This is a genomic window from Pseudomonas sp. IT-P176 (genome assembly GCF_949767245.1).
GTDB lineage: Bacteria > Pseudomonadota > Gammaproteobacteria > Pseudomonadales > Pseudomonadaceae > Aquipseudomonas.
This window is the reverse complement of the sequence record NZ_CATKPN010000027.1, coordinates 121871-134735: the sequence shown is the minus strand read 5'-3', so window position 1 is coordinate 134735 and position 12865 is coordinate 121871. Positions and strand designations below refer to the sequence as shown.

Here is a 12865-nt window from a genome sequence, read left to right as displayed (position 1 = left end):
GCGAACGCGATGCCAAGGCGTCGCGTTCGCCTGTCGGGCAAAGAAGGGGCAGGTTCACTTCGAGATACACCTCTCGGCGGCCTGCTGCTCCAAGTCAGCAGTTGACGGTGTAAGATGCCCAACAAATATCCACCATCGAGGTTGCCATGACCGGGATATCCCTGATCCTGCCGGAAGACCTATCAAACTCCCTCGCCGATCTGGCCAAGACCAACGGGCAAAGCGCGAGCTATCTCGCGATGGACGTTCTTCGCGATTACATCGCGCATGAGCGTGCGCTGACTGCACAGATCGAATTGGCAGTAAAAGAAGCCGACGAGGGCAAATTTGCCACTGAGGACCAGGTAGCAGCGATGCGTGCTCGTCGCTGGAGCCGTAGTGCGGGTTGAGTGGCTGGAAAGAGCCCTGAAGAACCTGGAAGACGAAGCTAGCTACATTGCCCTTGAAAATCCCAAGGCTGCCAACGACTTTTCCGATGCTGTCTTCGCCAGTGTAGAAAAACTGGCCCGGTTTCCAGCTATGGGCCGTGAAGGCCGGGTCAAAAACACACGTGAATGGGCGGTGCCCAACTGGTCCTATCTCATTCCCTATCGAATACGCGATGATCGCCTTCAAGTTCTTGGCGTATTCCACACACGACAGCGCCCACGTTCCGAGTGGTGATGTCGGCGAAATCTGATCCGTCTCGTCACTCCTTCGTCGCACCGCGCTCAAGTAACCCCTGCCCATCCTAGAGTGTTATCTGTTGATTGCGTCCCCGCTATGCAGCACCCAGGATAAGAGCTGCTACGCTTGAACCATTAGCTTTGGCGCTTTCTAGCCTACCGCCGCACCTGTTTTCTGCGGGCTGATGGAACAGTCGAATTATCAGGTCCTGTGCCCAAGCGAATCAGACTTCGTTGAGCGTAGGAGGGCACATGCCCCCGCCAAAAAGCAGGCCTGCCGCCGGCAATCCAGAGCCGTCGGACGACACCGGCGACGAACAGGTTTTTCAGTCGCGCAAAGAGCGGCTGTACGCCGGTGCGTTATTGCGCGAGCGCCTGCCCCATGGCCAACACGCCCAGTGGAAGCCCGCCCGCAAGCAGCGTAACGCCATCGAGCTGCTCGAAGAATCCAACCGCTATCGATTGCCCAACCTGGTGCCGGTGCGCTACGGCCGCATGCTGCGCAGCCCTTTCACCTTCTTGCGCGGCTCTGCCGGGTTGATGGCCCATGACCTGGCGGCTACCCCGACGACCGGCATCCAGGTCCAGGCCTGCGGCGATTGCCACCTGATGAACTTCGGCTTGTTCGCCACCCCCGAGCGCAACCTGATTTTCGACATCAACGACTTTGACGAAACCCTGCCCGCGCCCTGGGAGTGGGATGTCAAACGCCTGGCGATCAGCTTTGCCGTCGCCGCGCGCGACAACGACCTCGGCGACAAAGAAGCGCGAGCCATTGCCGCCGGTTGCGTGGGCGCCTACCGCGAGCACCTGCGCAGGTTTTCCAGGATGAACCCGATGGACGTCTGGTACGACTGCCTGGACGCGCAAACGATCATCGACATGGCGCCCAATGCGCAGATCAAGAAAATCCGCGAGCAAGTGGTCGCCAAGGCCCGGATGCGGGTCGGCGATTACCTCTACCCCAAGATCAGCGGCGAAGTCGGCGGGCGCCGACGCCTGATCGATCAACCGCCGATCCTGTTTCATGTGTATGAAAAGGGTTTCATGCGCAACGTCCAACTGACGCTGCAGGACTATCGGCTGTCACTGCCCCATGAGCGGCGCGTGCTGTTCGATCGTTACCGCCTGGAAGACATTGCGGTCAAGGCGGTGGGCATCGGGAGCGTCGGTACCTACTGTTTTGTCGGCCTGTTCTTTTCCGCGGAAAATCACCCGTTGCTCCTGCAGTTCAAGGAGGCCTGTCCGTCGGTCCTGGCGCCCTATGCCGGCAAGAGCAACTACGACAACCACGGTCAGCGAGTGGTCACCGGGCAGCGCCTGATGCAGTCCTCCAGCGATATCTTCCTGGGCTGGACCCGCAGCCAGAACGGTCGCTGTTTTTTTGTCCGGCAGTTGCGTGACATGAAAATGTCCGCGCCGATTGAAGGCGTATCCGCCGCGCGGATGAAAATGTACGCCCAGTGGTGCGGCCTGACCCTGGCCCGCGCCCACGCCAAATCCGGCGATGCGGCGCTCATCAGTGGTTACCTGGGCAAGACCGACTCCTTCGACCAGGCCATCGGCAAATTTGCCATCGCCTATGCCGATCAGAATGCCGCCGACCATGGCACGCTGCTGGCCGCCGAAAAATCCGGGCGGATCATCGCGTTGCGAGAAGAGGAGTGAGGCGCGGCGCTGATGTCGCACCGGGCCCCAGCAGGAGATAACCATGCGCAAACTTATCGTTGCCGCGTTCATCAGCCTGGATGGGGTGATGCAAGCCCCCGGCGGGCCACAGGAAGATACCTGCGGCGGCTTCCGCTATGGCGGCTGGATCGTGCCTTATGTCGACCCGGTCTCGGGCCAGGCGATACAGACACTGTTTTCCCAGCCGTTCGAATTGCTGCTGGGGCGCCGGACCTACGACATCTTCGCCGCCTATTGGCCGCAGTACAGCCAGGCCGATGCCGATCACCGCACTATCGCCGACCTGTTCAACAGCGTGCCCAAACATGTAGCCACCCATCACCCCGAGACCCTGGCCTGGCACAACAGCCATGGATTGCAGGGCAACCTGACGGAGTCGATACGCGCGCTCAAGCAGGAGCAGGGCGGTCAACTGTTGACCCAGGGCAGTGGTGATCTGGTGCGCCAACTGCTGGCCGCAGGCTTGGTGGACGAACTGCGGCTGATGATATTTCCGATCCTGCTGGGCAAGGGCAAGCGCCTGTTCGACCACAGCGCCCAAGCGGCGGCTTTCACCCTGGTGGAGTCCAGCAGCACCCCCGGCGGCGTGCTGCTGACCCGTTACGTGTACTGCGGTGAGGTGGGCACGGGAACCTTTGACGAGCCCGGCCCAGGCGGCTAAGCGCGTTACTCTTCGTCCGGCCCGACTTCCTTCCAGCTGTCATCCGGGTCAAAGACGGTCATCCCCTGGGCCAGCTTCTCGCTGTCCGGCCCCAGGTCTTTTTCGAACACCTGGCCTTCATGGCTGATCATGAAGCTCATCACCCCGGTGTCGGCGTATTTTGCCGGCCAGGCGATCAGGGCAAACCCCCGGCTCATCTTGTCGCCGATCAGGTAGCTGTAGGCACCGCCCGGGGCCGAGGGTCCCTGGCCATGCAGGATGCGGAAGTGATAACCGTGCCAATCCTCGCCGGCAACGGTCTTGCCGAAGGAGGGGCCCAGCGGGCTGATCTGGCCGCTGTCGTCGTCTGCCCAATAGAGCCCGTCATGCAGGCCCGGGTGGCTGAAGAGGTTTTGCGCATACTCCAGGGCACCATCGCCGTCACGGTCGATTGAGGCATATTCCATCTGCGCATCGTGATAGGCCAGCGCCGCCTGTACCGCAGAGAGTTCGTTGCGGCCTATGCGCCGGGCCCGGACTTCGGCGCCGCCGGCCTTGATGTCGAAGCGCCAACCGTTGGCGCTTTTGACCAGGGGGATCGGCAGCGTCCAGTGGTTGCTGCCGACCGACAGCAGCGCCTTGCCGTCGCTGGTTTGCTCGATCTGATGCTGTTCGTGGTACTGCTTGATGAACGCATCGACATCCTGGCGTTCGGCACCTTCACGCGGGATGAAACTACGCCACTCATTGCCCAGCAACGCCGTCAGGCGCTCGTGGTCGGCGTGTTTGCTGCCCAACGCTTCGACGAACGACTGGGCGGCCTGTTCAGGCGTGGCAAATTCCTGCTGGGCGCTGGCCAGGCACGACCAGGCCAGGCCGACAGTCAGCCCCAGGGCATGCAGGAGCCGGCCGGTGAGTGGCTTGCTGCGAGGATGGTTATTCAACGACGGCTCCCCCGTTGGCGCGCGGGTGCGCTGGATGGTCGACTGATTTGATGGCCAGCGGCGCGCGAGGCGCTGGGGCGCTGCGCGGAGACTTGGCTGGCACGGCCACGATTGGCCTGGGCGTTGACCTGGGACGGTGAGCGCGCGCCGGCGAAGGCATTGTTGCGCGCCGCGCCCTGAGTGGCGGCCGGGCGTTTTTGCGTGGTTTGGCGCGCCTGCGCCGGCCGCTGGTCGCGCTGGTTGACCTGCCGGTTGTGCTGGCGCGGCTGCTGATTGTCGCGGGTGGTCCGGGGCGTGCCCTGGCTGCGGTCCGTGGTCCGTGGCCGCTCGTTACTCGCTTGCATGCGGTTGCCCGCCGAGGCACCGGACTGGGCTTCGCGCACCCGGTCACGGGCTTCGCGGTTGCTGGTGGCGGGGCGTTCGATACCGTGCTTGTCCATCGAGCTGCGGGCGTTTTCCCGAGCCTGGGCGCGCTGGGCGTTGTCCCCGCGGTAGGCCTCACGCTGAGTGGCGCCGTCCAGTTGGCGACCGTATTGCTGGCGGCTGCGGTTGTCGCGATAGGGCACGCCATTGCGGTGCGCGGAGTTGTGCTGCCACTTGTTCTGATTGTTGCTGATGCGGTTGTTGGCATTGATGTTGTTGTAGCGATCGACGTCGATGTCGATATCGTTGTCGTCCCAGTCACATTCGCCCCACAACGCCCCGACGATCGCCACGCCGGTGCCGAACGCCAACCCGGCCATCAGCGCCGAACCCGGGTAATAGGCGGGCGGCGGCGGATAGTAGGCCGGTGGCGAGGCCGGGTAGGGCCAGGTGCCGTAGGTGGTGGTCGGGTTGTAGGTGGGTACGTACACCACCTGCGGGTCGGCGGGCTGGATGATGATGGTCGAGGAACTGCTGGCCGGGGCGGGCGCCGAACTGCTGGAGCTGGCGGCTGGAGCCGGGGCAGCGGCCTGGACCGTGACGTTCTGGTACTGGTTGCTCTGCAGGTTACCGGCGGTTTGCGCCTGGCGGCGCAAGCGTTGCACGCCCTCCATGACGTCGTCGGGCTGCGCCAGGAAGGCATCCCCCAGGCGTTGGACCCAGACCGGATCCTGGCCCAGCGTGACCATGACCTGGGGAAACGCGACCAGCGCCTGCACGCTCGGGTCCCACGGCTGGCTCGCCACCTGCTTGACCGCGTCATCGCCCTTGGCGTCCGGGTGGGCCTTGGACCAGGTCACCGCCTCGGCGATTTCCCCGGGGTAGGTGCTGGCCATCAGCAGTTGGGCCAGCAGGGGGTCGGGATACAGGGCAATAGGCGCCAGCATCTGGTCGAGCTGTTCCTGGGTAAACACCGGGTCCTTGGTCGCTGCCGTGACCGGCGCTGGCGCAGTGGTGCTGGCGGGTGGACTGGCGGCCGGCGCTACGCTTTGTGCCTGGCTGGCCGCTGCACTGACAAAAAGGACGGCTGAGAACGCGTAAATTAATGGAATGCGCATTGCAACTCCATGGGCTCAGGCAGGTTGAGAGGGGTGATTCAAAACCAGGGAAGTGTCAGCCGACTGTGCAAGCCGCAGGCGTCGGTGTCGATGCCGTTCGCTAATAGTAGCAAAGCTTAAAAAACTGCCAGGAAACTCCCGTTCTTTTCCGCACGCAACGGTTCGGCAAGTGCGCAAAACTGCAACTACGCTTTCCAGCGCCAGGCTGGAAATGCCGCCTGGGGATGCCAATGTCTGGCGAGGGAGCGGCCTGCGATGAATAGCCAACCGAGTCATTACACCCGTGCGACCTTGCTGGTGGTCGACGACACGCCCGATAACCTGTTGCTGATGACCGACCTGCTCAAGGATCGCTATCGGGTCAAGGTCGCCAATAGCGGGGAAAAAGCCTTGCGCCTGCTCCAGGGTGACTCGCTGCCGGACCTGATCCTGCTGGACGTGATGATGCCTGGGCTGTCCGGGCATGAAGTGGCCAGGCGTCTCAAGGACGATCCTCATACCCGCGAAATTCCGATTATTTTCCTCACCGCCATGGCCGGCACCGAGGACGAGATTCATGGCCTGGAGCTGGGCGCGGTCGACTACATCACCAAGCCGATCAGGCCGGCACTGGTGCTGGCGCGGGTCGACACCCAGCTCAAGCTGAAGGCGGCGGCCGACTTCCTGCGTGATCACAACGACTACCTCGAACAGGAAGTGCAGCGTCGCACCCGCGAGGTGGTCGCCATCCAGGACGTGGCGATCCAGGCCATGGCCTCCCTGGCGGAGACGCGCGACAACGAAACCGGCAATCACATCCGCCGCACCCAGCACTACGTCAAGGTGCTGGCCGAACATCTGCAGGATCACCCGCGTTTCCGGCACTTTCTCAGCGTGGCGACCATCGAGTTGCTGTTCAAGTCGGCGCCCCTGCACGACATCGGCAAGGTCGGCATTCCCGACCATATCCTGCTCAAGCCGGGACGCTTTAGCGCAGAGGAATTCGAGATCATGAAGAGCCACACCACCCTTGGGCGTGACGCCATCCAGCGGGCCGAGGACCAGTTGGGCATACGCGCCGAGTTCCTCAGCCTGGCCAAGGAGATCGCCTACAGCCACCAGGAAAAGTGGGATGGCAGCGGCTATCCCCAGGGGCTGGTGGCGGACGCTATCCCCATCAGCGCCCGGTTGATGGCGGTGGCCGACGTCTATGACGCGCTTATAAGCCGGCGTGTGTATAAGGCGGGGATGCCCCATGAGCAGGCTGTCGAGATCATCACTCAGGGGCGCGGCAGCCACTTCGACCCGGACATCTGCGATGCCTTCCTGGCCTGCTGTGAACAGTTCCAGGAGATCGCCCAGCGTTTCGCCGATACCGACCAGGACATGGCCGTGCAGTTGGCGGCCCTGCAACGCAGCGGGCAGACGCCTTGACCCCGCGCGTGCGGGGCTTTTTCGATCAGGTTCACGAGGATAGGTAATGGCTGGATTTCGCACCCTGCTCGAGCGTCTCGCGCTGCTGCACAAACTGCTCCTGGGATTCGCCGCGCTGCTGCTGTTGGTGCTGGTGCTCGGCGTGCAAAGCCTGCGCACTCAGCAATCGCTGAAGCAGGACATGCAAAACCTCTATCTGCAGGAACTGGTCGGCATGGAGTACCTGCATGAAGCGCGGGTGCAACTGCCCCATTTGATGCAAACCCTGCAGCGGGCGGTGGGCACCGACAGTGCGCAGATCCGCGTCGAAGCCCTGCAGCAGTTGGCTGACAACCGGCAACGCCTGCAATTGGCCCTGGCCCAGGCCAAGGTCACCCTCAAGCGCCCGGAGAACCTCGCGCGCCTGGCCGAGATCGACCTGATGCTGCAACAGTTGCAGCGCTACAGCGAACAGGCTTTTGTGTTGATCGACCAGGGTCGGCAGAGTCAGGCGCTATTGCTGCTTAACAGCAGCGAGTTCCAGAGGATCGCCCGGCAGGCCGACAGTCATTTGTACGGTATTGCGCAAATCAAGGAAGCCTCGATTCGCGACACGGCCAAGGGCATTGTCGAGTACGCCGAACGCAGCACCTTGCTGACCTACATCCTGTTGTTCGGTGGCCTGTCGTTGGCGTTGTTGCTGTCGTGGCTGGCCAGCCAGTCGATCCGCAACCCGCTGAATCGGGTGCGGGTGGCGGTCGATCAACTGGCCGCCGGGCAGCTCGACCAGCCGATCCCCCACACCGACCTGAACAATGAAACCGGGGACCTGGCGCGGGCCATCGCCCAACTGCAGACCGAGTCCCAGCAACTGGAGCGCCAGCGCTGGATCAAGGGCCATATCGCCCAATTGCAGATCGACCTGCAGCAGGCCGACACCCCGGACGAACTGGCGCAGGTATTCCTGCTGCACATCGCGGGCCTGCACGGCATCTGCCAGGCGGTGCTGTACAGCGCCCAGGAAGACGCCGCCACGCTGCAGCTGATGGGCGGTTATGCCACCGATTCCGAGCACCCACCCAAGGACCAGGTGCCATTCGGCGACGGCCTGTTGGGCCAGTGTGCGCTGGATCGCCAGGTGCGACAGTTGCAGGCGTTGCCGCAGCAGTACTGGCGGTTGCACTCGCCGCTGGGCGAGGTAGCGGCCAGTTGCCTGTTGCTGCAACCGATCGTGCATGGCGAGCGCCTGCTGGGGGTGTTCGAGTTGGCCAGCCTGCAGACTTTGGACGAGCGTGAATGGCTACTGTTGCAGGAGGCCACGCCACGACTGGCCGCCGCGATGGCGATCATGGAGCGCAATCAGGCGGTCAAGACCCTGTTGGCGCAAACCCGACGCCAGGCCAGCGAAGTGGCGCAACAGGCGCTGCAACTGGAGGCCCAGGCCCAGGCGCTGGAAACCCAGCAAGGGGCACTGCGCGCCACCGAAGCCTGGTACCGCGGCATCATCGAAGCGGCGCCCGATGGCATGCTGGTGGTGGACGATGGCGGGCACATCCTGAGGACCAACCGTCAGTTGGATCAACTGTTTGGCTACGCCCCCGGCGAGCTGATCGGCGCGGCCATCGAGCGTCTGGTGCCGCTGGCCAGTCGCGGCCGTCACGTGGCGCTGCGCGACGGTTTCATCGGCCACGGCGACACCCGGCAGATGGGCGCCAACCTCGAAGACCTGCAAGGCGTGCGCAAGGACGGCAGCCTGTTTTCCGCCGAGATCAGCCTGTCACGCTTGCCCAGCCTGGAAGGGAGCGGCATGTGTGTGTGCGCCTCGGTACGCGATGTCAGCGAGCGCCGGCAACTGCAGGCGGCGCTCAAGGCCAGCGAGATCCAGTTGCGCGCGGTCCTCGACAGCAGCCCGGTGGCCATGCTGATCAAAGACGCCGATGGCCGCCCGACCTACAGCAATCCGCAATTCGACCGCTTGTTCGCCAGCCAGCTTGGGCAACTGCAGGGCAGCGACCTGAGCCAATTCTGGGTCGAGCCCGAGGCCCACCAACGGTTTCTCGCCGAGGTGGCACAAGGGGCGGTGCTCAACTTCGAGGCCAGCCTGCAGCGCACCGGCGGTGAGCGTTTCGAGGTGCTGGTGTCGAGCGTCACCCTGACCCAGGGGGAGCGGGGCATGGGGGCCAACTGGTACTTCGATATCACCGATCGCAAGATCGCCGAGGCCCAGGTTCAGCGCGCGCGCGAGACGGCAGAGGAGGCGACCCGGGCCAAGAGCGACTTCCTGGCGACCATGAGCCACGAGATCCGCACCCCGATGAACGCCATCATCGGCATGAGCCACCTGGCCTTGCGCACCGAGCTCGACCATCGCCAGCGCAACTACATCGAAAAGGTCCATCGCTCGGCGGAAAGCCTGCTGGGGATCATCAACGATATCCTCGACTTCTCCCGGATCGAGGCTGGCAAGATGCACCTGGAGCAGATTCCCTTCCACCTAGAAGACGTGCTCGACGGCTTCGCCAACATGATTGGCCTCAAGGCCGAGGACAAAGGCCTGGAACTGCTGTTCAGCATCGCCGCCGAACTGCCCACCGGGTTGATCGGCGATCCGTTGCGCCTCGGCCAGGTGCTGGTCAACCTGGGCAACAACGCGACCAAGTTCACCGAGCAGGGTGAAATCGTGCTCGGCGTGGAGCAGCGCGGTGGTGGGGAAGGCCAGGCGCAGTTGCATTTCTGGGTGCGGGACAGCGGCATCGGCATGAGCACCGAACAGTGCTCGCGCCTGTTCCAGCCCTTCAGTCAGGCAGACAGCTCCACCACCCGCAAATACGGCGGCACCGGCCTGGGCCTGGCGATTTCCCGGCATCTGGTGGAACTGATGGGCGGCGAGATATGGGTCGAGAGCGAGCCGGGCCAGGGCTCGACCTTTCACTTCGAGGTGAGCCTGGGGCTGCAGCGCGAGAGCCATGTGCGGCGCATGCTGACCGCCGAGGAATTGCTCGGCAGCCGGGTGTTGGTGGTTGACGACAACGCCAGCGCGCGGGAAATCCTCTCGACCATGGCTCGCAGTTTTGGTGTCGAAGTCGATGTCGCGCAGAGCGGCCGGACGGCCCTGGCCAAGCTGGTGGACGCCGAAGCCCGGATGCTGCCCTACGACCTGGTGCTGATGGACTGGCGCATGCCCGGCATGGATGGGGTCGAGACGGTGCTGCAGATGCATGCCGCCCAACTGGCACAAACCCCGTCGGTGATCATGGTCACCGCCTTTGGCCGCGAGGAAGCCCGCGAAGAAGCCAGCCGCCACGGTATTCAATTGCCGGTGGTGCTGACCAAGCCGGTGACCCCCTCGACCTTGCTCGAAGCGCTGGGCACGGTTCTCGGCAAGGCGCCCCAGGTCGACACCCGGGCCAACGAGCGCTCCGGCCAAAGCGCCAGCGCCATCGCCAGCCTGCGTGGCGCGCGGGTGCTGCTGGTGGAAGACAACGAACTGAACCGCGAGCTGGCGTGTGAGTTGCTCGAGAGCGCCGGGATCGAACTGTGCCTGGCCGTCCACGGCGCCGAGGCGTTGGAGCAATTGCAGCGCGACTCAGACTTCGACGGCGTGCTGATGGACTGCCAGATGCCAGTGATGGACGGCTACACCGCCACCGGCAAAATCCGCGAGCAGCCGCGCTGGGCCGACCTGCCGGTGATCGCCATGACCGCCGACGCCATGGCGGGCGACCGCGAGCGGGCGCTGGCCTGCGGCATGAACGACCACATCAGCAAACCGCTGAACATCGACGACATGTTCGCCACCCTGGCCAAGTGGATACACCCACGTCCAGGGCGCGGCGCCCCTGCCGCCGAGATGGCCGCGGCCAATGCAACGACCAGCAGCCTGCCCGCCAGCCTGCCCGGGATCGACCTGCACGCCGGCCTCGCCACCTGCATGGGCAAGACCGACCTCTACCTGCGCCTGCTGGGTAAATTCAACGCCAGCCAACAAGGCTTTGACGGCCAATTCCGCAGCGCGCGAACCCAGGCCGATCCAGCGGCGCCAGCCAGACTCGCCCACACCTTGCGCGGCACCGCCGGCAACATCGGCGCCACCGCCCTGGCCCAAGCCGCCGGTGCCCTGGAGCAAGCGTGCCTGCAAGGCGCCAGCGAACCGGACCTGGCCGAACGCCTGGCGGCCGTCGAACAGCACCTGACCCCGCTGCTGGCCGGCTTGGCGCAGCTAAACGAGGCACCGGTAATCGACGTCCCCCCACTGGACAGCGAATGGCACACCCAACTGGCCCACGTCCGCGACCTACTGGCCGAAAGCGACGCCCAAGCCCTGAGCGCCTTGCACACCCTGCAAGGACTGGCATCAGGCCCACGAGTGGCCGAACAGTTAAATCAAGTGATGCAACAAGCCCAATCCTACGACTTCGACCAAGCCCTGGAGCTCCTGGAAAACCTGTCCTGACCAACTGACGGAGATAGAGCCGGGCGCCAAATCACTACAATCCACCCTCCCCAACGCTAAGCTATCCTCAGCACCCCGGAGCCCCACCCAAAAAGGATCAACATGACACTAACGGCCAAAACCCTGCTCGAGGTCGCACTGGCCAACCCAGTCAACGCACTCATCACCGCCCGCCTACCCGCACTCGGCCTGAACCAATGCATGCTCACCGCCGGCTGCCTGTTCCAGGCCATCTGGAACCAACAGGCGCAACGCCCCCTGGACTGGGGCGTAAAGGACTACGACATCTTCTACTTCGACCCAGACCTGTCCTGGGAAGCCGAAGACCAGGTGATCCAGGCCGGCCGCCAACTGTTCCACGACCTCGACGTCAACATCGAATTGAAGAACCAGGCCCGTGTCCACCTGTGGTACCGCCAGCGATTCGGCAGCGACTATCCGCAATTGCACTCAACCCGGGACGGCGTCGACCGCTACCTGATCGCCGGCACCTGCATCGGCCTGGACATCACCAGCGGCGAACTCTACGCCCCCCATGGCCTGGCCGACACGCAGCAGGGGCTACTGCGGATCAACCGGAAGAACCCCAAGCCCGAGCTGTTTGCCCAGAAGGCACAGAGTTACCAGCAGCGCTGGCCTTGGCTGAAGGTTGTGGATTACTGCTCTTGAGAACGAGGCGAATCAAGGTGCTGCATCAACCTTGCTGGCGACCACTGGAACCTCAGGCCGCTTGGCCCCGGCTTCCATGGCCGCCACCAGATCCTTGGCACCCAAACCCCATTTGCTGATCACCTTGAAGGCATCAGTGAAGGACACATCCAGCGGATGCACGCGGCTTGCTTCCAGCACATAGATGGCGCCGGCCAATGGCGTGGGCACCGAAGGGACGAAGATCGTATAGCGACCGTCCTCGAACACTTCAATGATGAACGCCGGGACCAGCGCATCTTCGATTTCGACCAAGGCCGGCTTCCAGACGTTTTGCCGGCTATCACCCGCCACTTGCTGGGTCAGGCTGCGGAACAGGCTGTAGCCGGGGATTTTTTCAAACACCGCCCGTTCTGCCCGCGCGCGGGTGCGCTCGCCCAAACCGGTACGCAGGGCGGCGCCAATGAAAAAGCAGATCAATAACACCAGGATCAACGATAACAACTGCTCGGCAGGCAGCCATTCCGGCAACAGTTGGGAGAAGGGTCGCACCAGTTGTCCCAGCGACTTCATGCCTTTGAGCAGCACCAGGATAGCCAGGTAGATCGGAACGATAACGAGTAAACCAGCAAGTACCCGTGTGGCGAAGTACGCGAATGCCGTCTTCATATGCACTGCCCTTGTCGGGATTGGCGGAATAGGGCCGCGCCCCTTGATCATCCCCCTGCAGCTCCAACCTATCTAATCAGTTACTGCCCCGACCTCTGTATCACACGCGGTTAACTGGGGCTGTTGGGCCGCGTGAATTGAAAGGTGCTCTGAGGGATTTAACGATAGGTCGAGATGGGGGGTTGTACAAGGTGGGGGGTTTCCGTTTGTCGTGATAGGTAGAAAACAGCCATTGAGATGCGACAGGTGTGGACAAACCGAGCGCTGTCTTATGAGTAAGTACT

The 12865-nt window shown here is 63.4% G+C and carries 10 protein-coding genes; 7 read left to right on the top strand and 3 right to left on the bottom strand.

All coding sequences use genetic code 11. The features are described from left to right. Positions 1-146 precede the first annotated feature (146 nt). From ACM6IP_RS02355 to ACM6IP_RS02340, 4 genes are all read left to right on the top strand, one after another. Positions 147-389, top strand: a complete 243-nt coding sequence (locus ACM6IP_RS02355) for a CopG family ribbon-helix-helix protein (protein ID WP_095171606.1) — start codon at positions 147-149, stop codon at positions 387-389. Continuing rightward, a complete protein-coding gene (locus ACM6IP_RS02350; RefSeq protein WP_095171608.1) occupies positions 379-663 on the top strand; it encodes a type II toxin-antitoxin system RelE/ParE family toxin in 285 nt (94 codons plus the stop codon). The genes ACM6IP_RS02355 and ACM6IP_RS02350 overlap by 11 nt, the downstream gene beginning before the upstream one ends. A gap of 254 nt (positions 664-917) precedes the next feature. Next, a complete protein-coding gene (locus ACM6IP_RS02345; RefSeq protein WP_159996729.1) occupies positions 918-2333 on the top strand; it encodes a DUF2252 domain-containing protein in 1416 nt (471 codons plus the stop codon). Between the two features lie 43 nt (positions 2334-2376). After that, positions 2377-3015, top strand: a complete 639-nt coding sequence (locus ACM6IP_RS02340; protein ID WP_414860883.1) for a dihydrofolate reductase family protein — start codon at positions 2377-2379, stop codon at positions 3013-3015. A 5-nt stretch (positions 3016-3020) separates the two neighbouring features. Here the strand turns inward: ACM6IP_RS02340 and ACM6IP_RS02335 are convergent, their stop codons facing one another. Together ACM6IP_RS02335 and ACM6IP_RS02330 are read right to left on the bottom strand one after the other, a co-directional pair. Then, complete coding sequence (locus tag ACM6IP_RS02335) at positions 3021-3896, bottom strand: DUF2950 domain-containing protein (RefSeq protein ID WP_401127000.1); 876 nt, start codon at positions 3894-3896, stop codon at positions 3021-3023. A 38-nt stretch (positions 3897-3934) separates the two neighbouring features. Next, positions 3935-5419, bottom strand: a complete 1485-nt coding sequence (locus ACM6IP_RS02330; protein WP_414860882.1) for a DUF3300 domain-containing protein — start codon at positions 5417-5419, stop codon at positions 3935-3937. Between the two features lie 255 nt (positions 5420-5674). Between ACM6IP_RS02330 and ACM6IP_RS02325 the strand changes: the two genes are divergently transcribed. From ACM6IP_RS02325 to ACM6IP_RS02315, 3 genes are all read left to right on the top strand, one after another. After that, positions 5675-6832 (top strand): two-component system response regulator, encoded by a 1158-nt coding sequence (locus tag ACM6IP_RS02325; protein WP_159996723.1) that lies wholly within the window; start codon positions 5675-5677, stop codon positions 6830-6832. Positions 6833-6878: 46 nt separating this feature from the next. Then, on the top strand, positions 6879-11264 hold the full coding sequence (locus ACM6IP_RS02320) for a response regulator (protein ID WP_414860881.1): 4386 nt from the start codon (positions 6879-6881) through the stop codon (positions 11262-11264). Positions 11265-11366: 102 nt separating this feature from the next. Further along, a complete protein-coding gene (locus tag ACM6IP_RS02315; RefSeq protein ID WP_414860880.1) occupies positions 11367-11933 on the top strand; it encodes a nucleotidyltransferase family protein in 567 nt (188 codons plus the stop codon). Between the two features lie 12 nt (positions 11934-11945). On the opposite strand, the gene ACM6IP_RS02310 is transcribed toward ACM6IP_RS02315, so the two are convergent. Further along, on the bottom strand, positions 11946-12581 hold the full coding sequence (locus ACM6IP_RS02310) for a DUF502 domain-containing protein (RefSeq protein ID WP_414860879.1): 636 nt from the start codon (positions 12579-12581) through the stop codon (positions 11946-11948). Positions 12582-12865 lie beyond the last annotated feature (284 nt).